Raw genomic sequence first — 25,354 nt, 5'->3', positions numbered from 1 at the left:
TTTGCGAAATTCCGAGCCATGAGCGCATCTGCCCTTGTCAAATCCCAAGAAATGAGACAGCGTCTCATTTAAATAACTACCACCTACCTTTCATGCCTCGATTCCTTGTCGCCTTTCTTTGCAGTGCCAGTCTTTTGACCGCCCAGACACCAGATCCCGCGCCTGTGCCTGCGGCCAGTGGGGGGCAGCCTCAGACCGTTCCGGCAGCCTCCCCACCAGCAACTCCCCCGGCACCAGCCCCTCCGCCACCGCAGGCACCTGCGGCAAATGGTGCGCCCAGCCCCTCAGGAGCCGCCGCTCCCGGAGCTGTAGCTCCTCCTGCAGAAGCACCCTCTCCCGCTCCCCTGCCCCCCATCGCTCCACCGCCGGTCAAGGTGCCCGTGGTGCCTCAGCTTCCGGCTGGTTCACCGCCCAATATCATCGTCATGCTCATCGATGACATGGGCTGGACGGACCTCGGCTGCTATGGCTCGAAGTATTACGAGACACCCCATATCGACAAGCTCGCGCAGGACGGCATGCGCTTCACCCAGGCCTACTCGGCCTGCACCGTCTGCTCCCCCACACGTGCGGCCATGATGACTGGCAAATCACCCGCCCGTCTGCACCTCACCGACTGGATTGCAGGCCATGTGCCGGACAACGGGCGCCTGTTAGTCCCCAAGTGGACCATGCAGCTCCCGCTGGAGGAGGAGACCATCGCGGAGCGGCTCAAGACACGCGGCTACGCCACCGCCAGCATCGGCAAATGGCACCTGGGCGAAGAAGAGTTTTACCCCACCAAGCAGGGCTTTGACGTAAACATCGGCGGCATGCACATCGGCTCCCCGCCGAGCTATTTCTCGCCCTACAAGATTTCCACACTGCCAGATGGCCCCAAAGATGAATTCCTGAGCGACCGCCTCACCGATGAAGCGGTGAAGTTCATCGAAAAAAACAAGGAGAAGCCGTTCTTCATCTACCTGCCGCACTACGGCGTCCACACACCGATCATGGGCAAGCCCGAAGTCGTCGCCAAGTATCAGGCCAAAAAAGCAGCCGGAGGTCACTCCAATCCCGTCTACGCCGCACTCGTCGAAAGCATCGACGACAGCGTGGGCAAACTGCGCGCCAAGCTGGATGAGCTCAAGCTCAGCGAAAACACTCTCTTCATCTTCACCAGCGACAACGGCGGTCTCAGCCATCTCGTCAAACCCCAGGGCTGGTCCCGTGGCCCCACGGACAACAGCCCGGCCCGCCTGGGCAAGGGCAGCGCCTATGAGGGCGGCGTGCACATCCCACTCATCGTCTCATGGCCCGGTCTGGTGAAGCCCGGCAGCACCTGCGATGTGCCCGTGATCACCTACGACCACGTACCCACGCTACTTGCCGCCACTCAGACCCCGCTCAAAAAAGACCAGATCGTCGATGGCGAGTCGCTGCTGCCCTTGCTCGGTGGCACAGACACTCTCGCACGGCAGGCCATTTATTGGCATTACCCGCACTACCACCCCGGCAGCGCACGGCCTTACAGCGCCATTCGTGAAGGCGACTGGAAACTCATCCTCTTCCACGAGGACAATCATGTGGAGCTCTACAACCTCAAGCTGGATGCCGGCGAAGAGGACAACCGCGCGCCCTTTGACTCCGTGCGCGCCATGCAGCTGCGCGACAAACTCCTGGCCTGGCTCAAAGACACCGGAGCCCAGCTCCCGGAACACAATCCAAAGTACGATCCCGACAAGCCGCTCAACGAGCCCAAGAAGCCAGGCGAAGGAAAAAAGAAAAAGCAGACCGAGTAGCACCCCGCCATTTTCCCGGGAAACATCGTCTCTGAAGAGCGTTGTAATGGCACAACCATGAGCACACGCCAGCCCGCTTCGTCCCGTCGTCAGTTCCTCACCCGCAGCGCCACCGCTGCTGCGGCCCTGGGATTCCCCGCCATTGTCAGCTCAAAGTCGCCCAACGAAAAGCTGAACCTCGTGTTCATCGGTGTGGGCGGTCGCGGGGCCGCCAACATCAAGGAGCTCACCGGCATGGCGCTCTACACGCCACCACGCGGCAAGAACGCCGCCAAGCCCGACGCCGGTGCACAGCCACCGGCTCCCATCGAGCCACGTGAAAATGTTGTCGCTCTTTGCGATGTGAACGGCGAAAACCTCGACCGCGCAGGTGCCGCCTTTCCCAAGGCGCAGAAGTTCCGCGACTTCCGCAAGCTCTACGATTCCCTCAGCGCCGGTGAGATCGATGCCGTGGTCGTCAGCACCACCGAGCACACGCATGCCTACGCCACCCTGCCCGCGCTCCTGATGAAGAAGCCGGTGTACTGTGAGAAGCCGCTCTCTCACAACGTCGCCGAAGCCCGCCTTATCACCGAGGCGGCGGCCAGAGCCGGGGTCGTCACTCAGATGGGCACCCAGATTCACGGCATGCCAAACTACCGCCGCGTGGTGGAGCTGATCCAAAGCGGCGCAATCGGCAAAGTGACCGAAGCCCACGTGTGCGTCTCACGCGCCTGGGGGCTGCAGAGCAAGGAGGACGCAGAGAAAAACGGTGACATCATCCACGTCACCGAGCGCCCCACCGTGGCGGAAACACCGCCGCCCTATCTGGACTGGGACCTGTGGATCGGGCCTGCCCCCATGCGCCCCTACAGCAGCGTCTATTTCCCGGGCCCCAAATGGTACCGCTGGTGGGACTTTGGCAACGGCACCATGTCCGACCTCGGCAGCCATTGGAACGACCTCCCCTTCTGGGCGCTAAAGCTCGACGCACCGCTGAGCGTGGAGGCCTTTGGCCCGCCACCGCACCCGGAGATCGCCCCGGCATCCATGCATGCGGTGTATGAGTATGGCCCGCGTGGCGACATGCCCGCATGCAAGGTCCACTGGCACCAGGGCGCGGACAAGCCCGACGTGTGGAAGAACGATCCCTTCATCAGCAAGTGGAGCAGCGGCGTTCTTTTTGTGGGAGACAAAGGCATGCTGCTCTCCGACTACGGCAAGCACGTCCTGCTGCCCGAGGCCACCTTCAAAGACTTCCAGGCGCCCAAGCCCTTTATCGCCGATTCCCCCGGCCAGCACGCCGAATTCCTCGCCGCCATCCGCAATGGCACGCCCACCGGCAGCCCCTTCAGCTATGCCGGCCCGCTCACCGAAGCCAACCACCTTGGCAATGTGGCCCATCGGGCCGGAGGCAAAATCATCTGGGATGCCAAATCCATGCGCATCACCAACAATGAAGACGCGAATCGCTTCCTCAGCCGGGTGCCCCGCCAAGGATGGACGCTGGGATAATGCAGCCCCCGCCTCGCCTTTGACCATTCGCTAAAAACTCAGTCTGGCAGGCTTTGCCAGCTTGGGAGCCCATGCCACCTGTCTGCAGGCACCCGATATTTTGCAGACAGCGTGCCTGGGCAGCTCATGCGCCGACCTGCCGCAGCCACTCCTGGAGATTGTAGTAGTTAGTCACACGGCTGACCTTGCCGTCCTTCAGATCGAAAAACGCCCCGACTCGCAGCCGGTAGCGCTGCCCCTGGGCGGGTGGCAGCCCCTCGTCCGTCGCCAGGTATTCCCCCTCGATGAAAAACTCAGCCGCACCGCGTGCACCGTCCTCGGAGGCGAAGACGACGAGGTCGCACACCTGCTCACGGTAGCAGCGGTCCATTCGTTCGAGGAAGGCCTGAAAGGCCGCACGCCCCGTCTCGGCACCGCCTTGATTGATGTCATGCACCACATCATCCGTCAGCAGCGCCAGAAAGGCTTCCCGGTCGCCTGCATTGAAGGTGGTGTAGTAGGTGTGAATGAGTGCGAGAGCCTGCTGCTGAAGAGTTGCCATGGAGGCGCTGAGCATGAATTCGCCAGCGCCAGCGTCAAATTAGAAAATCATGTTGGGAAATCCACGGTTGCGGTACCGCCTCCGAAGGCTAAACATCAGCCGTCTATGTTCTCCCCCAGCATGGCGTGGTTAAACTCCCGCGCATTGATCCTCGGCATCAGTTTGACGCTCTTCACCGGTGGCGCAGCCCTCAGGGCGCAGTCCGCCGTGATGGTCGTCGATTCCTTCAACAAAAAAGTCCATGTCGCCGCAGACGCGCAGGCAAAGCGCCCCGTGGGCGGCATTGCCAAGATCGCCACCGCCATGGTCACCCTGGACTGGGCCGCAGCCTCGAAAGTCGGTGTCGGCGTGCTGGCCACCGTCCCCGCCTACGCCTTCCAGATCTCCGACGCGGGCACCATCGGCCTTCAGCCAGGAGACCAGGTCACCCTGCGGGACCTCCTCTACGCCACCATGATGAGCACGGACAACATCGCCGCCATCACGCTGGGCGACTTTGTCGGCAAAGACCATCTGGCCCGCCTTGGCCGTGGTGGCCACCCCATGGAGGAGTTCGTCAAGCAGATGAATCAGCTTGCCAAACGCGAAGGCGCACGTGCCACCCGTTTCACCAATCCTCACGGCCTCGAAAACTCACGCCCCCTGCCTTACTCCACCGCCGCGGACATCGCACGGCTCGCGATCTACGCAGTGTCACGCCCCGCCCTGCGGTTCTACACCAACCAGTCCAGCCGCAGCATCACCATCTACCGCGCCGGGCAGCAGCTCAGCGTCACGCTGAACAACACCAACCAGCTCCTCGGAGTGGACCGGATTGACGGCATCAAGGCCAGCAGCACCCCACGGTCCGGAGGCTGTGTCGTCCTTTCTGCTGAAAAGCCCTCCAGCGTCCAGGTGCAGGCAGACAATTCCAGCCTCATCTACCGCCACCGCATGGTCGTCGTCATTCTCGGCTCACCCAACCCCTTTGGCGAGGCTCGTGCCCTGCTTCACCAGGGCTGGGCAGCTTATGACCGCTGGCTCGCGGCCGGCCGCCCCATCACGGACAAGCGCCAGATGCTTGATCAGTTTTAAAAGACACGGACGCTCCTGTTTTCAGGACGCCGCCCCCCAACCTCAACTTTTCACACACACACTTTCATGCGAATCGGGATCTTAAACAGCGGCGGGGACTGCCCCGGGCTCAATGCAGTCATTCATGGCGTCGTCGGCGCCGCACACACCCTCGGCTGGGAAGTCGTCGGTTTCCGCGACGGCTTCGAGGGCCTCCTCCCTCCAGGCGACTACATGATGCTCACTCCTGAAAGAACCATCGGGATCATGAAGCTGGGCGGCACCATTCTCGGCACCACCAACAAGGGGCACTTCGTTGCCAAAGTGGGCGAAGGCAATGTCTCCCAGGTACCTGCGGAGATCGTGGAAAAAGCCAAGGCCACCCTCCGCCACCTCGAAGTCGGCGCACTGATCGTCGTAGGCGGAGACGGCAGCCTCACCACCGGCCTGCAGCTCTCCCAGATGGGCATCAACATCATCGGCGTGCCCAAGACCATCGACAACGACATCCAGGCCACCGCCACCTCCTTCGGCTTTGACTCCGCCGTCGCGGCTGTCGTGGACGCACTGGACCGCCTGCACACCACCGCAGAAAGCCACAAGCGCGTCATCGTGCTGGAGGTGATGGGACGCCACGCAGGCTGGATCGCCCTGTATGGCGGCATGGCTGGCGGTGCAGACGTGATCCTCCTCCCCGAAATCCCCTTTAACTTCCAGCACGTGGCCAAGGCCATTCGCAAACGCGATGCCGCAGGCCACCACAGCACCCTCGTCGTCGTGGCCGAGGGCGCCCGCATTGAGTCTGGCGAGCTGCTCACCAAGGAACGTGTCGGCACCAAGGGCGAGGACCGCCTCGGCGGCATCGGCGACTACGTGGCCAAGCAGATTGAAAAGGACACTGGCAAGGAGACCCGCGCCTGCACGCTCGGCCACCTTCAGCGCGGCGGCGCCCCCACCGCCCTCGACCGCATCCTCGGCGTGCGCTTTGGAGCCAAGGCCGTCGAGCTCATCTCCCAGGGCAGCTTTGGCCGCATGGTCAGCTACCAGCAGTATCAGGTGGGAGACGTGCCCATCGAAGAAGCCGTGCACCAGCTCCGCCTGGTCAGCAAGGACAGCGAGATCGTCCGCGCCTCCCGCGCCATCGGCATCTCCTTCGGCGACGAGTAAACCCGGCCGGAAGTGTTTAACAAGAAAGCCGCCCTGTTCTCACGGGGCGGCTTTTTTAATGCTGCTGTCTTGCAAAGACAGACTGGAATATCAGCCCAGCGCGGCAAGCCGCTTGGTCAGGGCGTCCTTCGACTGCACACCGACGACGGTGTCCACCGCTTTGCCGTCCTTGAAGAACACTAGCATCGGGATGGAGCGCACGCTGAACTGGGTGGCCAGACCGGGAGCCTCGTCCACGTTCACTTTGCCAATCTTCACTTTGCCTTCCTGGGAAGTGGCCAGATCATCGAGGATCGGCCCCAGCATGCGGCAAGGCCCGCACCACTCAGCCCAGAAATCCACGATCACCGGCACGGTGGAGGAGGAGATTTCGGATTCAAAATTTGCTTCGGTGAGGGTGATGACTGCTTCGCTGGCCATGGTGTGAGACTGTGAGGGTTGAAAATGGGCTACGAGCCCACGCTGGCATCGGAGGCACACGAATCAACGAAAGTTTTCAGCAACTCCGCCTCACACCACGGAAAAAACGTGAAAAATCGAATGTGACGACAATCCCAGCGGCTCCAGCCCATGGAGGCAGTCACAGAAACCGGCCAACCTGCGGAGTTATTACCACCCCCAGGCTGACGAATGTGAAAAACTCTTTCTTGATGTCCGTCGCAATACCCGGCTCAATGCTGCCCCATGAAGCAAAGCCGTGACACTGCGGGCCTTTCGGGCCGGAAGTTGAAACGTTTGCTGCATCAGCTCTGCGAGCGCGCGCAGGAGGATGTGCAAAGGCTCTCCGCCCACGAGGAGACGGCCACACACCAGCTGCGCCTGCGGATCAAAAAGATGATGGCCCTTCTGAGGCTTGCCCATGCGGGCATCGAAAAACAAACGCTGCAGGCCATGCGCAAACACCTGCGCACCGTCAAAAATGCCTGCGCAGGCAATCGCGAGCATGTGGTGCAAACCCGGCTCATCGACAAGCTCACACGCCGGTTTCATCTCGCCCCGAAACACCGCCCGCAGCTCATGGGCCGCGCACTGCAGGCCCCGCCCGCATCCGCGCTGCATCACCAGCTTTATGCCGTGGGCCAGCTGATTGACAGCACCTGCATCCAGACCCTCTCCGAAGAGCAGGTGCTGGAGGCGCACGCCCGCTGCTACCGCAAAGGCCGACAGCTCATGAAGCAGGCCTTCGAGACCAAGGACAAGCGCACCCTGCACCGCTGGCGCCATCGCGTCAAAGACCTCTACTTTCAGACCCTGGTGCTATCGCATCTGCGTGGCTCCAGACGGCGGATCAAGCGCGCCAGACGCCTCGGCCATCTCCTCGGGCGTGATCAGGATCTCGCCAACCTCGCCGCCGAGCCCGCCTTCGCAGTGCGGCGAAATCCCTGGCTGCCGGTGATCAACGAACACCGCGATGAATTGCGAGAGCGCTACCTCTCGCTGGGCCACAAGCTCTACGCACCGGCCGGAGCGCTCTTCAACGACAAGATCATGCACTGCGCATGACCCGTCAACGGCTGCACAGACGCAGCCATGCACGGACAACACGGCACGCTGGTTGTCTTCTTACAGCCCCGCCGCCTGCCGCGCGTCCTGCACTAGGCGGATGAAGCGCGCACGCTCGCCGCTGCTGTCAGCCCCCTTGGACTGTGTGGCGAGACTCAGCACCAGATCATGGTTCAGGCTGCCCAGCTGCTCCGCCCCTCGTAGCAGCAGGCCAAAGCCCACCACCGACGTCTCAAACACAAAGTCCTCACGCGCATTATGCAGCGAATATCCACGGTCCATGACCTGCAGCTTGCTGCTGTCAAAAGGACCGACCGCCTGCGAGGTAAAGCGCGCGTTTGGCAGCATCACGGTGGCCACCAGCCGGCTGCTGTCCCGCGGGATCTCACCGCTGCCATTCGGCTGAAATTCATACCACAGCACATGTGTGCCCGCACTGCGCAGCTCAGCAGCCGCCAGATGGCGCTCACAAAGCATGCGGAACTGCTTCACATTTGCCTGGTCAAAGGTCACTTGGAGCGGAAAGCTGCTGTCCGCACCGATCACCGCCGCCTGATCTGCCGGCAGCTGAATGACCAGCCGCAGCAGACGGTTCGCCGGATTCCACGGGCAGGCCGCCACCTCAGCCTTCCATGAGTGAATGTACAAGTCCCCGGCCCGCTCCGGTTTCGGCTCAGGCTTGACGGGTGCCATCTGCGGTGAGGCAAAGACCTGCCCCTTTGCCTTCGGCGGCTGCGGCTTGATCTGCGCCGGGTGCAGGCTGAACTGATCAGTCGCCTGTTTCGTCGTGCTCACAAAGGTGCCGTGTCCCGCCGGCAGCGTAAAGCCCAGCGCAGCACTTGGTGCAGCAGCAGGCTGCTCCTTCACTGGCGAGGCCTTGACCACCAGCGTGTCCTTGGGAGCAGGTGCTGGCGCAGGCTTGACCTCGGCCACGAGTTTTTTCTCCGCCGCAGGCTGCTTCACAGGTGCAGGCTCAGGCTTGGCGGGCACCACGGCCACCGCTGCTGCAGGCAGGGCCTTTTCAGGCGCGGCTGGCGTCTTCAGGCCGGTCTCAGGCTTGGCAGGTGTCTCGCCTTTGGGCGTCTCCTCGGCCATCTGCGCCGCAGATTGCACGGCGGGGCCATACATCCACCCGGCCATGAAAGCAGCACCGCTCAGAGTGACCACCGCAGCCACCTTCACCACCGCACCCATCACCGGCCAGAAGGCCCCTTGCGTACGCTTCGAGGGCTGACGCGGCAGCATGGGCTGAATCCTCCTCGGCAGATTGGAGGGGTGCAGCACCGCGTGGCGCTGCTCGTGGGTCAGTCGGGACAGAGGGATCGGTGCCCCCTGGCGCAGGGCGTCTGTCACCGCCTCGATCTGCTCCAGCTCATGCGCGGCGGAAGGCGTGGTGGCCAGTACCTCGTGCAGTTCTCGTGCCTCCTCGGCGCTCAGTTCCCCGAGTGCGTAGGCGGTGAAATGGGGGTTGTCCTGCGGATTCATAAATGGGTGGGTGTTTTGTATTCCTCGCTTACGTCCGTGCTCATCAGCTCTCGGAGTTTTTTGATCGCATGGTGCATGATGAAGCCCACGTTTCCGACGCTGAGCCCTGTGATCCCGGAGATCTCCTGGTACGAGCAGTCGTGAAGGAACTTGAGCCGGACGACTTCACGCTGGTTGGGCCGGAGCCGGTCCACACAGCTCCAGATGTGCTCGTAGAGCTCGTGCATGCCTGCGCTCTGCGACGGGTCCGGCTCGTGGTCGGCAGCCGCATCAATGACCTCATCGTTGCCAAGATCCAGCCTCTGCTCCTTGCGCAAAATGTCAAAGGCGCGGTTTCGGCAGACGGTGAACAGCCACGATTTAAGATTTTCGCGGACACGCTCCGGCTCCGTGAGGTAGAGCCGCAGCATCGAGTCCTGCACGACATCGCGCGCGCGCTCGATGTCTCCACCGAGGATGCTTGCTGTGTATGCGATGAGCGTGCTTTCATGCTGGTCCAACGCCCGCCTGACCAGCACGGCGGCTTCATCCTGTACGTGTTGGGCGGGCATGCGAGAGTTCATGGTGCGAACGGTCAGTCACAGGCAGAAATTAGACAGGAATGAAATTTACGCCATTTTTCACCTTGGAAACCGCAATCTTTGCACATTCCGCCTCCATTCACAGCTATATGCCGAGCGCTTCCAGTTCCTCCTCCAATGCCCCGCTCATACTCGTACTGCTGGTCCTGGGTGGTGTGGGCTGGATGGCCAGCGACATGCTGGCCCCGGCGCACAGACCAGCTCCAGAGGCCCCGGAGGAGGCCACCTCCCTTCCCAGCCGGGCGCTAGACGCCTCCCAGACCAACGGTGAATCGCTGAACAGCGCCATGAGCGACCAGCTCAAGTCCGTTCAAAACATGGTCGGCGGCAGCTACGACGGAAAAACCTACGTGCCGCCCACCGCCAAAAAATAGCCAGTCACCACAATAACAGTGGAGGGCAATCGAGCGCAAACATGCCTGAGCGTAAGCCTAGGCTTTAGCCTAACCGAAGCTAAGCATTTATTTTTTTGGCGAAATAATTAAAACTCAACTATGGTAATTACATGCACCCAACCATTCGTACTCTACTGTGTGTCAGTTCTTTTGCCCTGACTTCGGCTGGATTTTCGGTTGAAAATCACAAGAACTTTCACAAGGTGGATCAAGACGAAGGACCGCCAGAGCGGCTGGACAGATCGGCTCCTGAGACGGACCGCATTCATGCTCGTGCACCGCTCTGGGCACACGGCCCCTCCAGCGCCGCACCGCTGGTGACGACGAGCCCGACCGGCTGCACTCCGGCCCAAATACGCCACGCCTACGGCTTTGACAAAATCACCGGCAACGGCGCCGGTCAGACCATAGCCATTGTCGATGCCTACGGCAGCCCCAGCCTGGCCAACGATCTCAAGGTCTTCTGCACCGCCTTTGGACTGCCGCAGGCCACGCTGGCCGTGTATTACCCGCAGGGCAAGCCCTCCAGCAACAGCGGCTGGGCGCTGGAAACCACGCTGGATGTGCAGTGGGCGCACGCCATCGCCCCCGGGGCACGCATCGTCGTCGTCGTGGCAAAGAGTGCCAGCATCAGCAATCTCCTCGGGGCGGTGGACTACGCCGTGAAAAACCTCGGAGCCCGGCAGGTCTCCATGAGCTGGGGCGCTCTGGAGTTTGCCTCGGAGGTCAATTATGACTCCCATTTCAACAAGGCCGGAGTCAGCTTCTTTGCCTCCTCCGGAGACAGCGGTGCTGGCGTCATCTGGCCGGCGGCCTCTCCCTACGTCGTCGCGGTGGGTGGCACCACCCTGCAGCTGGACAGCGTCGGCACTGCCATCACCGAAACCGGCTGGTCCGGCAGCGGCGGCGGCATCAGCGCCTACTGCAAAAAGCCCTCCTGGCAGGCAGCATTCTCAGCCTCTGCTGGACGTGCCGTGCCAGACGTGAGCTATGACGCGGACCCGGCCACCGGCTTCCCCGTTTATATCTCCAACTACAACGGCACCACAGGCTGGATCCAGGTGGGCGGCACCAGCGCCGGAGCTCCCCAGTGGGCCGCGCAGCAGGCGCTCATCAATGCCGCGCGCAGCACCAGCATGAGCAGCACCGGCAGCTGCATCTACTCGCTGGCCACCAGCTCGTACACAGACTTCTTCGACATCAGTTCCGGCAACAACGGAGCCTACAACTGCACCCCCGGCTTTGATCTCGTCACCGGCCTCGGTTCACCCAATGCCCCGGCGCTGGTGCCTGCCATGTCAGCAGCCAAATGACGCACGCCGTTGCTGCGGTCATCACTCAAGCAGGACTGCAGGATCACACCTGCTTGTGTGACGCCTCGTCGCTCGGCACCACCAGCACCGGGCAGTGCGCGTGCTTCAGCACGTCAGCGGCCACGCTCCCCACGAGCATGTGGTAGATCGTGCTATGGTGGTGGGAGCCCAGGATGATCAGGTCCGCCTTCAGCTGCCTGGCTTCCGCCAGCACCGCCGCCACACGGGCGTCTTCCAGCTGCTCCACCCGGGCTTTCACCCCGTATTTGATCAACGAGTCGCGTATCTCCAGCAGCTGCTCCGCCTGTTCCTTGGCCACCGTCGGCATGGGGTCCTGCATCACCACAGGCGAGATGATGCCCACATCCATGACCACTGGCTGCTTGCCCAGCACATGCAGGATGATCACCTCGCTGTGAAAGGCAGTGGCAAGCGCGTGCGCCTGCTTGAGAACTTTGAAGGTCAGATCAGAAAGATCCACGAGGGCGACGATGGTTTTCATAGGAATGGTGGTTGCTGCGCGTTGCGCGAACCTCTCGCGTCAGCCGTTGCCGGCTTGGCTGGAAAAAGGAGGCACATGGCATGATGACGGTTTGTTTTCCCATCCGCAGTTTAACCGCAGCCCTGCGGAATGTGAAATGGGATGTTCTCCCCATATGTTTTCGCAGACAGCGCGTATTTTGGTCTGGCAGACCTCACGGCTGGGTCCCCAGCAGACGGCGGGTCTTGCCCAGCTGCGCCTCCAGCACAGGCCGCAGCGCCTGGGAGCGCGCCGTCCATGCCGCACCGGACTTGGAGGTGCTGCGCTCCTCCAGGGCGGAAATCAGGGACAGGCATAGGGCGTGTGCAGCGCGGTAGGCGTCCAGGCTGGCCTCAGGCTGCGCCCTGCCTTCGGTGATGAGATCATCCCGCATCTTCACCAGGCTCGGAGGCAGCTCGGCATCCGGCTCCTGGCTCAGCGGCGCAAACACATGGTTCAACGCTTCCTCAGCACGGTCGGCAAAGAGCCTGATTTTGAGCCTGTCCGCCATCATGGCAGAGCCTCCAGGCGCAGTCTCTGCCATGATGGAATGCAGTTCGGTGAGCTTCAGGTCTTTGAACTGCAGCGTCATTACCGAGCTGTAGAAATTCCCCAGAGCCAGCAGGCCGGACTTTGACGCTTCCGCCGTTTCATCTTTCACATCCATCGTGGGCAGACCGTTGACAAAAATCTGGATGTGACTGCCTGCGGCAACGACACGGTAGTCGCACCAGTCGTCGCGCTTGATGCGCCTGCCGATGTCATCCGGCGTGCCAAAGGTATCCATGACTTCGGCTGCCGGCTTCCGTGGATTACCGCTGTTTTTCAGGATCAGCTTCTCGCCACGCTTGATGGGCAGCTCACGTCCGATCTTCTCCACCAGTCCGCCTGTGTAGCGCCAGTCATAGTCCAGCTCCGCGCTGTAGCCTGCCACGCTGTACTTCATGGGGTCTTGCATATGCCCCCGGAACTGGATTCCCGCAATCCGCCATGCCTTGCTGTAAGCGCTGAGAAACCTGAACTTGCAGGAAAAATCAAAGTCCTTCACCTCTCCATTCCAGACCAGGGCGGTGAAGACCTGGGGGTGGTTTTCAGGCGTCGTTTTCATCGTCAGAGACCCGTCCTGCACGGTCCAGAATTCCTTCAGCCCGCTCCAACCCGTCAGATTCCTGCCATTGAAGAGGCTGATCGTCTCGCCTCGTCTGTACCCCTGCGGCACGGACAGGCTGGGGGCTTCAGTCACCACCGCCGGCGATGGAACTGGCGTAGCCTTGGCCGGAGAAGTAGATGCAGGTGAAGAAACCGCAGCCCGCGCCGCTGAAGCCCCGTCAGTGCTCAGCATGGGATAAGCCCAGTGGGACTGGTCATTGTTGGAGTCACCGGCATTGTCAACGATCAGCGTGAGCCGTCTGGACCCCGCTGGAAAAGCCAGATCCATGGGCAGCTCTTTACCGGGGTAGTCCTTGAGCGGCTGGGAGGTGAATATCCTCTGGCCGTCCACCTCCACCGCATAGGTCCAGGTGCCTGGGCTGATGTGCTTCATGTTTGGCCTGTCATTGCGAAAGCCGATGCCCGTGGCCGTGAAATGCGTGTACCCCTCCGGAATGGCAAACTCCAGCCGGCTGTTTGCATGCGCCCACAGATACTCCACGCAGGGCTTGCCAGCCACGCTGACGTAATTGCCATCCCTGCTCTCCACCGGGCTCAGCACGTTCGCATGGTAGATGCCCCACCCCACCTGCGAGTGCAGCGGCGAGAGATCGCTCAGGGACAGATCCGGGCGCTCTCGCTTCCCGGCATCCGTCGCCGTGCCCGCCGCCGCCAGGGCCTTCCAGTGGCACACACCGGCGGACCAGCCCGGCTGGCACTGCACGGAAAGGCGCAGCGCCGTCGTCTTCACTGCAGGAAAGCTCACGATGTTCCACTCATCTGCCACCGCATCAGGTATCGTGGCATCCACCGGCACCCACGCGCCCGAGGATTCCCGGTACAACAGCCGCCAGAAGGCGGGGAGCTTGCACCCGCCGCGTGCAGCGCTGTCATCAAACCAGAACACTTGGCATTCATCGATCACCTGCGGCGTCTCCCATTCATACTGCGCCCACTCCATACCCCCCTTGCGCGGGTGCCAGGAATGGTGCGGGTGGGAGACATCCTGCGATTTCTGCCCCGGCGTCTCCTCACTGCTGTTGAGGTGCTTCACATGATCTGTCCGCTCGCACGCCGAGGCGCTCGGCCTGGCCGTGAGCGCCACATCCGTCCCCGGAGCAGCGCCTGCAGCCTTCACCTCCGGCGGCTCCAGCTGCACGTAGTCCAGGCCAAACACATACGGCCCGCGCCCACGCACCACCTCCCTGCCATGCGAGCCCGCCAGCCGGATCTCCAGCTGATGCTCCCCCTCTTTGAGATCATGCACGCCCCAGTCCAAAATATCCGAGACCACAACCTCCTCCGCCTGCTGGTCAAAGGGAGATCCCGGTACGGGCCTGCCATCCAGAGACACCTCCGCCACGGCAAAGTCCGCTGCGCTCGTGAGCACTGCCTTCACCCGCTGCCTGCCCGCCTCCGCCACCGGTAGCTGCAGAGTGAGCTTGTCCCCCTCCCTGCCTTCGCTCCACAGCATCTGCGAGTCTGCGCTCCAGACACCGGCATGGTACTGGGTCATGCCCTGAGGCTCCGCCTTGCCCCGCGTCACCTCCACCACCTTCAGCGACTCTCCCTCGAGGCGCACGGTGGTCTTCCGCGTCTTCGGCCCCAGCCACACATACACCCCTGCCAGCGCGGCCACCACGCCCAGCACCGGCATCCAGAAGCCCAGGTTCAGACTCCGTCTCGGGGGCGGCGGCGCCTGCCTCTGTGGCGGCGGACCCGCGGGGCGCTGAGGCCGCGCCATTGTGTTCAGCGCAGCGGGTGCCTTGCCCGCGGCCGCATCCACCTTCACCACCGGCTGCGTCAGTATCGCGTCCAGCTCCCGCCTCAGCTCCACCACTGTCTGGTGGCGCAGCTCCCGGTCATTGAGCAGCGCGCGGCTGATGATGCCGTCATATCTTGGGTCCAAACCCGGCACCAGCACGGAGGGCAGCTTGAACATCCCCTGCGGCAGCGCGCCCGTGAGCATCTGGTAAAGCATCACCCCCATGGCGTAAATGTCCGCGCGGTGATCCACCGAAACGCCCAGTGTGAGCGCCTCCGGGGCGATGTAGTGCATCGTCCCCATCGCAACACCGCTTTGGGTCAGTCCTGTGTTCTGCCCGCCCTGCCCCATCTTGGCCAGACCGAAGTCCGCCACCTTCACCACACCGTCAAACCCCACCATGATGTTCGCAGGTTTGATGTCCCGGTGCACGATCCCGCGCTCATGCGCGTACTTCAGCGCATCGCAAACATGCGCCGTGATCGCCATCGCATGCGCTGAAGGCAGGCGCCCCTGCTTTGCCAGCATCTTCGCCACATCCGTGCCGTCCACAAACTCCATCACAATGTAGAGCATTCCGTTGCTCGTGCAGCCAAAGTCATACACCCCGACGATGCCCGGGTGGTTCAGCTTGGCCAGGGCCAGGGCCTCATTGCGAAACCGCTCACTGTAAGTCGCGTCCGCATCATCAAGTCCCGGAGGCAGGATCTTGATCGCCACCGGCCGGTCCAGATGCACCTGCATGCCACGGTAAACCGCCCCCATGCCACCACGCCCCAGCAGCGAGTTGATCTCATACTGCGGCAGCAGTTTCTGCAACTCCTCAGGCGACGGCGGCTCCCACCTGAGCCTACCACCAGCGGAGCTGGATCTCGGAAGCGGGTCAGGAGAAGAAGAATAGGACATGCGGCAGGGGTGGATACTGGTGTATTCTTACAAAGACATGTCAGAAAGGGCATGCCATTGCACGAAAAAAAGCACGTCGCAGCTTCAATGAAGCCGGGCCGGCTTCAGCCCTCCACACTGTACATCTGCACCCGGCCCATCGCCCCCCAGGGCTGTCCGGGCTTTACCTTTCCTGCGCCGGTAATCACCGAAGCCACAAGGCTCTTTCCATCCGCCGTGAAGCGCCCATGCGTCAGGCGGGATTTCGAGTCCCAGGAGGTGATCAGGCTGCCGTCCGTGGCGCTGAAGACGGCGGCGTTCCACGTGCCCTGGGCCTGGCGCCCGGCCATGAGAAAGTGTTTGCCGTCCGGATGAAAAGCCAGCGTCTCCATGAGCCCGGAGCCATGCTGGCCGTCCTTGATCTGGTCGATCTTCTTGCCGCTGCGCCAGTCCCAGCGCTGCCATGTCATCTTGCCGTTTCCGGCCATGGGATCTCCCATGGGCCCCATACCACAGCCTAACAGCGCATTGCCATCCGGTGAAAAGACGAGGCCGTAGATGCCGCCGGAGTAATGATGCGACTTCGTAGTGCCCCACGAAGTGAAATCGGGAGAGGTCCACTGCGAGACAGGCTTGTCACCTTTCGCCTGCACATCCCACACTCGCACCTCGCCCATCATGTTTGCGGCAGCCAGATGTTTGCTGTCCGGGCTGAAGGCACAGCTCAGCACGGGCGGCGTATGGCTGTAGCTCGCCACCAGCGCACCGCTGGCAGTGTCATAAACACGCACACTCGGCTCGCTCTCCGCAGCAGGCTCATACTTCCAGCCCCCCGCAATGTACTGCCCCGTCACACTCGCCACCCTCCTGCCGTCGGGCGAGAGCGCCATCTGCCAGCTCCAGAAGCTGTGCGCCTTCACCTCGCGGATGCACTTGCGAGTTGCCACATCATGCCACAGCAGCGTGCCGTCGTAGCCGGCGGAGATGAGCGTTTTGCCATCTGGCAGCAGCACGCAGCCGCTGGCGTAGGAGCTGTGCTTCTTCTCAAAAACCTCCTTCTTGCCGGTGGCCATCTCCACGGCATGCACACTGCCGTCCATGCAGGCGGCGTACGCATTCGCGCCATCCGGCGTGGTGGCCAGTCCGAGGACGGCAAAGGGCAGTTCGTATTGCTTGGTACGAGTGAGTTTCATGGGCGGTCTCAGGCCAGGATGTCGCGGATGGGCTCCGCCTTGTTTTCCACGCGGTGGAAGGTGGGCATGCCGGGCAGGTCATACTCCGCATACGGATCAATGCCCAGCGCCGTGAAGATGGTGGCGAAGAGGTTTTGCTCGCTGTACGGTTTTTCGATGACGTCCACGCCGTCCACATCGGTCGCGCCCGTCACCACGCCGCGCTTCAGGCCGCAGCCGGTCATCATCATGCTCCAGGCATTCGGGTAATGCTCGCGTCCGCGTGCCGCGTTCATCCACGGGCTGCGCCCAAATTCGCCCATCGCGATCACCAGCGTGGAGTCCAGCAGCCCGCGCTCCTCCAGGTCGGTGATGAGATTGTAGATCACATGGTCCAGCTCCGGCACCAGCATCTGATGGATCTCATGATTGAACACATGGTTGTCCCAGTTCATGCCGTTGGCCACCATCACAAACGGGGCGCCGTTCTCTACCAGATGGCGGGACATCAGCGCATGCTGCGCAAAACTCCCCGGACCGTAGCGCTCGCGGTCCTTCGCAGGCAGCTTGTTCACGTCAAACAGCTCCGCGCTGGCGGCAAGGCCCTTCATGCGCTCAAAGGCTGCGTTCTGGCTGCGCGCCACCGCGCTGCTGCGGTCGCGCTCATACTTCGCCGTCAGAAACTTGCGCAACGTCTCGCGGGATTCCTTGTCATGCTGCGGGATGCTCGCACCTTCGCTGTTGAGAAACTGCGTGTAGTCCCCGCCCAGGCGCACCGGCGCATGTTCCGCGCCCAGCCAGCCAGACCAGTTGCCCGCCTTGAAGGCCTCGAATTCATTGCCACCGGGCACGGGATCCAGAAAGATGAAATTCGGCAGCTTCGAGTCCAGCTGCCCCATCGCCTGCGCTAGGCTGCTGCCCAGTGTGGGGCGTACAAACCCGGCGCGCTCCGGTGCACCACGCTGCAGCAGGTTGATCGCCTGCAGGTGCTCCGGCTGCGTGGTCTTCATGCTGCGCACCAGGTTCAGCTTGTCCGCGATGCTGGCGCACTTCGGCATCAGCGTGGAGTAGTGAATGCCTGGGATCTTGGTCGGCATGCTGCCAAATGGCCCGTTTCCCGGGCTTCCCGGCTTCGGATACCATGTCTCAAACTGGCTCGGCGCACCACTGAGCCAAAGCAGGATGCAGTGCTTCTGCCTCTTCTTTGTCTCCTCCGCAAACACCGGATTGTGAAACAGTCCCGTAAAGCTCGCCGTGCTCGCCAGCGCGCCGCCGGTGAGCCCTTTCAAAAACAAACGCCGGTGCAGACCATGCTCATGCGTGGGGCATCGTGGGTGGGGATCGCGGAGGTTCATTCAGGAGAGATCGGGAATTTTTAGCAGTGTTTCTACGGCATCGCCAGAAACTCCGCGCTGGTGAGCAGTGCCCAGAGAAGATCGCGGGTGGCTTCGGCGGGGTGGGCGGCATTTGCATTCAGAAAGGCCGCGGCCTGTGCGATTTCATCTGCATCCGGGGTGCGGCCATACACGGCCTGAAACGCCTCGCGGATGCGGCTGGCAGCATCTGGCAGCGCTGCAAGGCGGGTGATGACACCACCCTGCGCGGCCTGCAGCAGCGCGGTCATCGTCGGTGAGCCGGAGAGGAACTGCGCCTGCTGGAAGGTGGCGTTGTACTCCTTGGGCAGCACGTCGGGCATGGCGGTGATGACCTGGCGGCGGAACTCATCGTCCGCAGGCGGCAGGCCCAGGGCGATGCGCCAGGAGCGGGCGAGCTGTTCGGCGCTCAGGGGGCGCTCGACCATGCCCGTAAACAACTCCGGCGCGGCATCTGAAGCGCCCAGGGCATACACGCGGCTGCGAACGATCTCCCTTACCACGCGGCGCGTGTCGTAGCGGTGTGATGCAAAATCCTGCGCCAGCCAGTCCAGCAGTTCGGGGTGGCTGGGGGTGTTGCGCTCGTTGATTTCGTCCGGCGGATTGACGATGCCGCGGCCGGTGAGGGCGGCCCACATGCGGTTTACAAAGGCACGTGCGAGCAAGGGATTGTCCTGTGTGGCAGCTTCAGCAAAGGCTTCGCGCCGGGAGTATTTGGGGACGCGCACAGGGGCCTTGGGGTCCTCGTAGAGGTCGGGATTGTCCTTTTCTTGTGTGTCGGATCCGGCATTGGGCCAGACTTCGGGCAGGGTGCGGCCGGTGAGGAGCGTGACCACCGCCGGCTGCGATTCCTTTTTCAGGTTCGTGAAATTCATGAAGCCGCCCACCGCGCTCTCCGCCACGGCGGTGCTGGCATCCACGTTTTTGCTGCGGTTGAAGGCGGAGACGAGACCCCAGTAGTGCGCCTGCTTGATCTCACGCGCCAGCGGGTGATCATGGCACTGGGCGCAGTCGATCTTGGTGCCATAGACCACAGGGGCGACGGCTTCGGCGATTTTTTGGAAGTCGTTTTTACGCTCAAAGAGGAACCAGGAGGCCCCTTTGCGATCCGGGGCATTTTCAGGCCGCGCGCAGAGCACGTCATAGACCACCTCGTTCCAGGGGCGGTTGTCCTTGAAGGCCTTTTCGAGAAAGGTCCACCAGCCGGAGCCTTTGCGCCGCCCGTCGGGATTTCCACGCGGGAGGCGGCCCATCAGAAAGGTGTCCCAAAGCTCGCGCATGCGCACCGCATACTCTGGGGAGGAAAGCAGCTTGTCGATCAAGGCATCTCGCTGCGGCGCAGCCAAAAAGGCCGCCAGCTCTGCCTGTGTGGGGATGCGACCTGCGAGATCCAGATACACGCGCCTGCACCATGCAGCCTCGCCCAGCGGAGCCGCAGGCTTCACGCCCGCGCGTGCCCAGCCCTCTGCGATCAGGGTATTGATCGCCTCCTCGCCCGAGGCGAACTGACGGGCCTGCTTCGGCTTTGGCGCTGCCGCCGCCACGGGTGCCGCAGGCAGCGCGGCGATCCATTCCTTTACCGCCGCACGATCCGCGTCCGAAAGCTGCTTTTTGGGCGGCATGTGCGTTTCCGCCCCCTTGTCCAGACTGGTGAAAAGCGCGCTCTGTTCCGGCTTTCCTGGCGTCACGACCGCACCTTCCTCACCACCTTTGAGGACCATCTCCGGGGTGTCCAGTTCCAGCCCGGCCTTCTGCTCCAGCACCCCGTGGCACTTCACGCAGTTCTCATCGAGGATGCGCCTTACTTTGCCAGACCACAGGGCCGGGGCATCCGCAGCGACGGCAGAGAGGGTGAAAAGCAAAAGCGAGGAGACAAAGACACGGCGTAGCATGCAAGGACAAGAAGGAGGGGGCGAGCAGAACTACACCACCCGGCCGAGTTTCTTGCGCCGAATTTCTTTCCTACCGGGTCTCCTTTAGCCCGCGTGCCTTGTCAACGAGCTGCAGAAACTCGCCACGATAGCCCAGCTTGTCCGTGCCTTTGCCATCCAAGGCGAGGCGGCGCACGGTTTCCCAGCTCAGGGAGCCCTTGTAGCTGGAGTCACGCAACAGCAGGCCAAAACCCGCCACGGCGGCGCTGAATTTGAACTCCTCGGTGCTAGCCGTGAGAGTTTTGCCTTCATCTTTGACGGGGGCTTCAATGAGCTTGCTCAGGTCGCTGTCAGGCTCCTTGTAGCGCAGCTTCACCGTCATCGTCTCACCGCTCTTCGCGGCTTCGGCGAGCTGCGCAGGTGAGATGGCCGGGGCCTGATACTTCAAGCTGTCCACGGAAGGGCGGCCCTCCGCACCGGCTGGCAGACTGGCTGGAACGACCTCATACAGCGCCACCACGCTGTGACCTGCGCCGATCTCCCCGGCGTCCTTGGTGTCGTCATTGAAATCCTCCTTGGCCAGCAGGCGGTTTTCATAACCGATGAGGCGGTAGCTGCGCACAGCGGCGGGGTTGAACTCGATCTGGATTTTCACATCCTTGGCGATGGTGTCCAGCGTGCCGCTCATCTGCTCCACCAGGACTTTGCGTGCCTCGCTCAGGCTGTCGATGTAGGCGTAGTTGCCGTTTCCTTTGTCCGCCAGGGTTTCCATGGTGCGGTCCTGCAGGTTGCCGCTGCCAAAGCCCAGCACGCTGAGAAAGACGCCCGTCTTCGCCTTGTGCTTGATGAGTTTTTCCAGCTCCTCCGGCGAGCTCACGCCGACATTGAAGTCGCCGTCTGTGCAGAGGATGACGCGGTTCACGCCGCCCTTGATGAAGCCCGCCACGGCCTGCTCATACGCCAGCTGGATGCCCGCACTGCCATGGGTGCTGCCACCTGCGCTCAGCCGGTCGATAGCCGCCAGGATCTCCGCCTTCTTCTCTCCGCTGGTCGGCGGCAAAACGACACCGCTGCTGCCGGCATACACCACCATCGTCACGCGGTCCCCTTCTCCGAGCTGCTCCGTGAGCATGCGCAGAGACTGCTGCACCAGCGGCAGCTTGGTGGGCTCGCTCATGGAGCCCGAGACATCCACCAGGAAGACGAGGTTGCTGGCCTTGCGGTTCTTGTCCATCTCACGGCCTTTGATGGCGATGCGTGCCAGCCGGTGCACCGGCTGCCAGGGGCATGGTGCCATTTCGATGCGCACACCGAAGGGTTCCTTGGCATCATGCGCGGGGCCTTCTTCGGCAGTGGGGAAATAGTTCACCAGTTCCTCAATGCGCACCGCATCCGGCGGTGGCAGCATGTTCTGGTTCAGGAAGCGCCGCACGTTCGCATACGACGCCGTGTCCACATCGATGGAGAGTGTGGACAGCGGCTCGCGCGCCACCTCCTTCATCTGGTTTTCGATGATGCGTGTGTAGCTTTCCCCCGTGCCCGGCTGGCTGCCCGGCACGGGCTTGCCCTCTTCAGGCTGCGCAATCTTCCCAAAGTAGAAGTAGAAGGCATCCGTCTTCACGTCTTTGCCCAGTGTGACATCACCCGTGGACGCCAACATCGGCGCTTTCTCTTCCCATGATTCGGTCACCTGGGCCAGCATTTTGGCCCGCTGATGATCATAAGCTGCCTTGAAATACCCCTGCCTCTTCTTCTCGGCGGTTTCCATCCCGCGACGAGCCGCCGCATTGTACGGGTCCGTGCGCAGCACATCTTGGTATTGCGCGATGGCTGCGTCGTAGTTTCCAGTCTCGGCCGCACCATTGGCCAGCACCAGCCCCGATTGCACCTTGGCCACGTCACCCGCCTGTGATCCAGCCATGGGAGCGCTCACATTGCCGCCCGCCGCTCCTGCCTGGGGATTCTGCACGCCCGCTGCGCTTGTGGTGAAGGTTGCGAAGTCTTGACGGGCCGTCGTCGCCCATCCGCCGACGATTCCCGCAGGTGGCGAAGCCGGTGCAGCAGCAGGCGCTGCGGTTGCCAGAGTAACGCCGTTATTATTGAATACCGCGCCCGCAGTGCGGCTCACGGGAGCAGGAGCGCCAAGCGAGACAACCGCAGCGCTATTCGGCATCGCCGCTCCATTGGAAACGCTCAGCGTACCGGCATTGATGGTGGTGCCGCCGGTGTAGGTGATGGCACCTGCCAGGACCAGCGCACCCGCGCCCGCTTTGGTCATTCCTCCTGATCCGGAAACCGTAGAGCCAAGCGTCTCGCCCTCCCTCGGGGAGGAAGCAGCAGTGTCCGCAAAGGTAAGCGCCACCGCCTTGGCAGGTGCCGGGCTCAAAGATCCACTCAACATCGTGCCACTGCCAGCACTCACCGTGACACCGCCAGTGCTCGTCGCATACCCGCTGTAGCTTGCTGCACCATTCAGATCCAGCGTGGCGAAATGGTCTGCGTTCATGCGAGAGGCAGGGGCCACACTCCCCACCGTCAGCGAGTTCTTCCCCGCCACATCATAGGCCGGAGCCGGCGCTGCGCTGCTAACGCCCGATGCCGCCGCCAAGGTCAAAGTTCCACTTTGGGCGCTGACCGCCGGGGCCGACAGCAGCGTCCTGTTTCCATTGGCGATCAAAGCCCCCGCATCCGCAAGCATGCCAGCCCGCGCGGCAGGCTCAGCAGATGCATTCGCCAAGGCTGCAGCCGAAGACCCGTCAAAGGTGAAGGAAGTTCTGTTGGGGACAACGATCGTGCCTGCAAAGTAAAGCCCACCCGTCACCTCAGTCGCAGCCATGATCCCCGACTTGACCGTGACCACCGGGAGCCCCGTCAGATCCAGAGGCTTCGGATTGCCAGAGGAATTCAGCACCCCACCCTTCACCACCACACTACCCGAGCCCAGCACGGTGCTCGCTTCGCTGGAGGACTTGCTCAACGCAGGCACATTAAAAACCGCCGCCTGCAGGTCACTCACCCAGGAGGCATCCGTGAGCTGCGAGTTTGTGGCGGTGGCGAAAGAGATCACACCCGGTGATTTCTGATTTGTATAAAGATCCAACGGCACATGCCTATAAAACACTGAACCAATGCTTCGGGGCATGAAGACATCGCTCCCAAGAAAAATCGAGCCCAAGCCACGATAATCAGGCATCAGGGGTTGATTCAAAAAGGCACTCATCATGAAAGGACTTCCCACCTCAATGGTGATGCCGCCGGTGCTTGCATTGGCAGCAGTCAACATTAGCCATGCTTCGCCGATGTTGTTGAACCATGCTTTGTGCAGATAGAGATTCCCAAAAGCCAGGCTTGGCTGATACTCCGCGAGCGATGCATACAGTTCGGCTTCACCTTCCGTGGCAATCAGTTCCAGCGGAGCTGTTCTCATCCATGCGTATCCACTCGCATGCGCTAACGGCTGCCCCCCCGGCAGGAGGCCACTGACAAACCCCAGCATGCTGGAACGAACCCCATGATAGGTGCTGGTCCAGGATGCTGAACTGAGCGTGCTATATGAGTTCCCTAAATTGGCGTAGCTCAAAGAGGATGCACTGCGAACGAACAGCCCCCCGTCAAACGGCGGGTAACCTCTGTCACCAACCTTTAAGCTCAGGTTCGCAGCTTTCCGCCCCTGAGTCTGCTTCAGCAGATCCTTTGCGTCTGGAACCATCTTCAATTTTCCGCCCGTTGAGCCAGAAACCACGCCACCCACCGTGAATGCAGTACCGCCATTCACGGTCAGACTGCCCGCATCCAGCGGCATGCCGCTGCTGCCACCAGCAAGCTGAACACTGCCATTCGCGCTCCCCAGCACAGCGCCCGCCAAGGCAGGCTCCACTTTCTGAGTCGTCACGCCCGTTCCCGCCACCACAATCTCAGGCATCTTCAAGCCTCCTCCAAAGTTCAGGCCATACGCATTCTCATCCTGCACACGCTTCAGCCGCTCCACATCGGCGGGGCTCAGCGCACGCTGATCTTTGTTCACGGCCAGTGCATTCACCGTGGCAGCAGGTTCGGATTTCGGCATGGGCGAAAGCGGTTTCGCCGCAGGCTGCTCCGCCACGATCACGGGCGCCGCTGGCGTGGCCGCCAGCAGCCGTGCCTCAGGCCCCTGCCCTGCTTTCTTCTTTGACTCCGGCTTCGGCGCGAGCTGCACCTTCACGGCCGGCTTCTCCGCCACGACGGCGACAGCACGCGTTTCGCTTTTTCTGGAGGAATAGGCCTGCCACGTCCAAAACCCGCCCAGCACCGCGCAGGCGGCCACGGCCAGCCGCACGATGGAGACCATGTTCCAGCGTGTCTCCCCCTTGCGAGGTGGGCGCAGTGCGGGCGCGCCGCGCTCCGGCCGTGGTGCAGGCGTGACGCCTGCTGCGGGCGGTTGGGACGCGTGCTCGACGAGCCGCTGGCGCTGCTTGTCTGTCAGGGCCAGAGAGTCGTCGCGCAGTTCGCTCAGCAGGAAGTCGCAGAAAGCTTTCGTTTCATCCGCCTTTGCTTTGTCCTGCGGATTTTCCAGCAGCGCCGCCTCCAGCTGCTGGCGTTCTTCGGCGCTGGCTTCATCCAGCGCCCAGGCGGTGATTTTTTCCGGTTTCATGGTCTGAAAATGGGGTGGGTTTTTAGGCGATGGCGTGTTTCAGTTTGACCGCCTGCACGGGCTGGTCATGGGCCTGCCATTTGGTCTTCAGCGCGGCCACGCCGTGGTGGATGAGGTAGCCCACGTTGCCGATGCTGGTCTGCATGGCGGCGCTGATCTGCTGGTAGTCCAGCCCGGCGATGAACTTGAGCCGCACGGCCTCCCTCTGGCGCACGGGGAGAGTTTCGATGAGCTCGCGCAGCGCGGTGGCTGTCTCGCGCTGCTCCATGGCGTCATTCGGCGCGGGATCGGCGGAGGTTTCGAGGTCGAGAGTTTCGGTTTCCATAACGACGAGGCGTTGATGTTTGCGTTGATGGTCCAGGGCACGGTTGCGGCAGACGGTGAAAAGCCATGGGGCCAGCCGCTCGTGGTCGAGGGTGGCGAGGTGCTGGCTGAGCTTCACAAACACGTCCTGCACGATGTCCCGCGCGTCCTCCAGATCCCCCGTGTAACCATGCGCATAGCGGATGAGGGGCCGCTCGTAGCGCTGCAGAGTTTCGAGGAAGAGATCGTGCGAATCGCTCATGTGGGTGTGTTCGGCGGGCATCACGGCAGAGTCTCCCGTATCTTGGGAGAAATTTTTGCGAATGGCGAGAATGATCGTAGGAAGCCTGCGCAGGGCTCAAAAACAAGACGC

The 25,354-nt window shown here is 62.2% G+C and carries 18 protein-coding genes; 7 read left to right on the top strand and 11 right to left on the bottom strand.

All coding sequences use genetic code 11. The annotated features are described in order from the left end of the window. The first annotated feature begins 92 nt into the window (after positions 1-92). Both ACZ5WW_RS02010 and ACZ5WW_RS02005 read left to right on the top strand, forming a co-directional pair. The gene (locus ACZ5WW_RS02010) at positions 93-1,781 is read left to right on the top strand and encodes a sulfatase (RefSeq protein ID WP_377169538.1); all 1,689 of its coding nucleotides are present in this window, start codon (positions 93-95) and stop codon (positions 1,779-1,781) included. Between the two features lie 57 nt (positions 1,782-1,838). Then, a complete protein-coding gene (locus ACZ5WW_RS02005) occupies positions 1,839-3,275 on the top strand; it encodes a Gfo/Idh/MocA family protein (protein ID WP_377169536.1) in 1,437 nt (478 codons plus the stop codon). A gap of 124 nt (positions 3,276-3,399) precedes the next feature. Here ACZ5WW_RS02005 and ACZ5WW_RS02000 read toward each other — a convergent pair whose 3' ends face one another. Next, a complete protein-coding gene (locus ACZ5WW_RS02000; RefSeq protein WP_377169534.1) occupies positions 3,400-3,816 on the bottom strand; it encodes a ketosteroid isomerase-related protein in 417 nt (138 codons plus the stop codon). Between the two features lie 105 nt (positions 3,817-3,921). On the opposite strand from ACZ5WW_RS02000, the gene ACZ5WW_RS01995 reads away from it, so the two are divergent. Together ACZ5WW_RS01995 and ACZ5WW_RS01990 are read left to right on the top strand one after the other, a co-directional pair. Continuing rightward, entirely contained in the window at positions 3,922-4,890 is a 969-nt protein-coding gene (locus ACZ5WW_RS01995) for a D-alanyl-D-alanine carboxypeptidase family protein (protein WP_377169532.1), read from the top strand. Between the two features lie 66 nt (positions 4,891-4,956). Further along, positions 4,957-6,036 carry a 6-phosphofructokinase gene (locus ACZ5WW_RS01990; protein WP_377169530.1) on the top strand — a complete coding sequence of 360 codons (1,080 nt, stop codon included), beginning with the start codon at positions 4,957-4,959 and terminating at the stop codon, positions 6,034-6,036. Between the two features lie 90 nt (positions 6,037-6,126). On the opposite strand, the gene trxA is transcribed toward ACZ5WW_RS01990, so the two are convergent. Then, positions 6,127-6,456, bottom strand: coding sequence for a thioredoxin (gene trxA / locus ACZ5WW_RS01985; protein ID WP_377169528.1), 330 nt, complete (start codon positions 6,454-6,456; stop codon positions 6,127-6,129). Positions 6,457-6,720: 264 nt separating this feature from the next. Here trxA and ACZ5WW_RS01980 point away from each other — a divergent pair, with 264 nt between their 5' ends. Continuing rightward, positions 6,721-7,539 carry a CHAD domain-containing protein gene (locus ACZ5WW_RS01980; RefSeq protein ID WP_377169526.1) on the top strand — a complete coding sequence of 273 codons (819 nt, stop codon included), beginning with the start codon at positions 6,721-6,723 and terminating at the stop codon, positions 7,537-7,539. A gap of 60 nt (positions 7,540-7,599) precedes the next feature. Here the strand turns inward: ACZ5WW_RS01980 and ACZ5WW_RS01975 are convergent, their stop codons facing one another. After that, positions 7,600-9,024, bottom strand: a complete 1,425-nt coding sequence (locus ACZ5WW_RS01975) for a YfbK domain-containing protein (RefSeq protein WP_377169524.1) — start codon at positions 9,022-9,024, stop codon at positions 7,600-7,602. Further along, positions 9,021-9,575 carry an RNA polymerase sigma factor gene (locus tag ACZ5WW_RS01970; RefSeq protein WP_377169522.1) on the bottom strand — a complete coding sequence of 185 codons (555 nt, stop codon included), beginning with the start codon at positions 9,573-9,575 and terminating at the stop codon, positions 9,021-9,023. Before ACZ5WW_RS01970 ends, ACZ5WW_RS01975 begins: the two co-directional genes overlap by 4 nt. A 119-nt stretch (positions 9,576-9,694) precedes the next feature. On the opposite strand from ACZ5WW_RS01970, the gene ACZ5WW_RS01965 reads away from it, so the two are divergent. Both ACZ5WW_RS01965 and ACZ5WW_RS01960 read left to right on the top strand, forming a co-directional pair. Continuing rightward, positions 9,695-9,979, top strand: a complete 285-nt coding sequence (locus ACZ5WW_RS01965; RefSeq protein ID WP_377169520.1) for a hypothetical protein — start codon at positions 9,695-9,697, stop codon at positions 9,977-9,979. A 224-nt stretch (positions 9,980-10,203) separates the two neighbouring features. After that, the gene (locus ACZ5WW_RS01960; protein ID WP_464694206.1) at positions 10,204-11,313 is read left to right on the top strand and encodes a S53 family peptidase; all 1,110 of its coding nucleotides are present in this window, start codon (positions 10,204-10,206) and stop codon (positions 11,311-11,313) included. A gap of 43 nt (positions 11,314-11,356) precedes the next feature. On the opposite strand, the gene ACZ5WW_RS01955 is transcribed toward ACZ5WW_RS01960, so the two are convergent. The 7 genes from ACZ5WW_RS01955 to ACZ5WW_RS01925 all read right to left on the bottom strand — a co-directional run bounded on the left by ACZ5WW_RS01955 (position 11,357) and on the right by ACZ5WW_RS01925 (position 25,243). Continuing rightward, positions 11,357-11,815 carry a universal stress protein gene (locus ACZ5WW_RS01955; RefSeq protein WP_377169516.1) on the bottom strand — a complete coding sequence of 153 codons (459 nt, stop codon included), beginning with the start codon at positions 11,813-11,815 and terminating at the stop codon, positions 11,357-11,359. Positions 11,816-12,008: 193 nt separating this feature from the next. Further along, positions 12,009-15,653 carry a protein kinase domain-containing protein gene (locus tag ACZ5WW_RS01950; RefSeq protein ID WP_377169514.1) on the bottom strand — a complete coding sequence of 1,215 codons (3,645 nt, stop codon included), beginning with the start codon at positions 15,651-15,653 and terminating at the stop codon, positions 12,009-12,011. 104 nt (positions 15,654-15,757) lie between these two features. Continuing rightward, positions 15,758-16,825, bottom strand: a complete 1,068-nt coding sequence (locus tag ACZ5WW_RS01945; protein WP_377169511.1) for a WD40 repeat domain-containing protein — start codon at positions 16,823-16,825, stop codon at positions 15,758-15,760. 8 nt (positions 16,826-16,833) lie between these two features. Then, positions 16,834-18,159, bottom strand: coding sequence for a DUF1501 domain-containing protein (locus ACZ5WW_RS01940; RefSeq protein WP_377169509.1), 1,326 nt, complete (start codon positions 18,157-18,159; stop codon positions 16,834-16,836). A gap of 32 nt (positions 18,160-18,191) precedes the next feature. Continuing rightward, complete coding sequence (locus ACZ5WW_RS01935; RefSeq protein WP_377169507.1) at positions 18,192-20,069, bottom strand: DUF1549 domain-containing protein; 1,878 nt, start codon at positions 20,067-20,069, stop codon at positions 18,192-18,194. Positions 20,070-20,139: 70 nt separating this feature from the next. After that, complete coding sequence (locus ACZ5WW_RS01930; protein WP_377169505.1) at positions 20,140-24,678, bottom strand: YfbK domain-containing protein; 4,539 nt, start codon at positions 24,676-24,678, stop codon at positions 20,140-20,142. 22 nt (positions 24,679-24,700) lie between these two features. Further along, positions 24,701-25,243, bottom strand: a complete 543-nt coding sequence (locus ACZ5WW_RS01925) for an RNA polymerase sigma factor (RefSeq protein ID WP_377169503.1) — start codon at positions 25,241-25,243, stop codon at positions 24,701-24,703. Positions 25,244-25,354: the final 111 nt, after the last annotated feature.

Source organism: Prosthecobacter fluviatilis, from assembly GCF_055388355.1.
This window is presented reverse-complemented; position numbering and strand designations above follow the sequence as displayed.

Coding starts and splice junctions, on each gene's coding strand:
- ACZ5WW_RS02010 (WP_377169538.1), top strand. CDS start 93: ATGCCTCGATTCCTTGTCGCCTTTCTTTGCAGTGCCAGTCTTTTGACC.
- ACZ5WW_RS02005 (WP_377169536.1), top strand. CDS start 1,839: ATGAGCACACGCCAGCCCGCTTCGTCCCGTCGTCAGTTCCTCACCCGC.
- ACZ5WW_RS02000 (WP_377169534.1), bottom strand. CDS start 3,816: ATGGCAACTCTTCAGCAGCAGGCTCTCGCACTCATTCACACCTACTAC.
- ACZ5WW_RS01995 (WP_377169532.1), top strand. CDS start 3,922: ATGTTCTCCCCCAGCATGGCGTGGTTAAACTCCCGCGCATTGATCCTC.
- ACZ5WW_RS01990 (WP_377169530.1), top strand. CDS start 4,957: ATGCGAATCGGGATCTTAAACAGCGGCGGGGACTGCCCCGGGCTCAAT.
- trxA (WP_377169528.1), bottom strand. CDS start 6,456: ATGGCCAGCGAAGCAGTCATCACCCTCACCGAAGCAAATTTTGAATCC.
- ACZ5WW_RS01980 (WP_377169526.1), top strand. CDS start 6,721: ATGAAGCAAAGCCGTGACACTGCGGGCCTTTCGGGCCGGAAGTTGAAA.
- ACZ5WW_RS01975 (WP_377169524.1), bottom strand. CDS start 9,024: ATGAATCCGCAGGACAACCCCCATTTCACCGCCTACGCACTCGGGGAA.
- ACZ5WW_RS01970 (WP_377169522.1), bottom strand. CDS start 9,575: ATGCCCGCCCAACACGTACAGGATGAAGCCGCCGTGCTGGTCAGGCGG.
- ACZ5WW_RS01965 (WP_377169520.1), top strand. CDS start 9,695: ATGCCGAGCGCTTCCAGTTCCTCCTCCAATGCCCCGCTCATACTCGTA.
- ACZ5WW_RS01955 (WP_377169516.1), bottom strand. CDS start 11,815: ATGAAAACCATCGTCGCCCTCGTGGATCTTTCTGATCTGACCTTCAAA.
- ACZ5WW_RS01950 (WP_377169514.1), bottom strand. CDS start 15,653: ATGTCCTATTCTTCTTCTCCTGACCCGCTTCCGAGATCCAGCTCCGCT.
- ACZ5WW_RS01945 (WP_377169511.1), bottom strand. CDS start 16,825: ATGAAACTCACTCGTACCAAGCAATACGAACTGCCCTTTGCCGTCCTC.
- ACZ5WW_RS01940 (WP_377169509.1), bottom strand. CDS start 18,159: ATGAACCTCCGCGATCCCCACCCACGATGCCCCACGCATGAGCATGGT.
- ACZ5WW_RS01935 (WP_377169507.1), bottom strand. CDS start 20,069: ATGCTACGCCGTGTCTTTGTCTCCTCGCTTTTGCTTTTCACCCTCTCT.
- ACZ5WW_RS01930 (WP_377169505.1), bottom strand. CDS start 24,678: ATGAAACCGGAAAAAATCACCGCCTGGGCGCTGGATGAAGCCAGCGCC.
- ACZ5WW_RS01925 (WP_377169503.1), bottom strand. CDS start 25,243: ATGAGCGATTCGCACGATCTCTTCCTCGAAACTCTGCAGCGCTACGAG.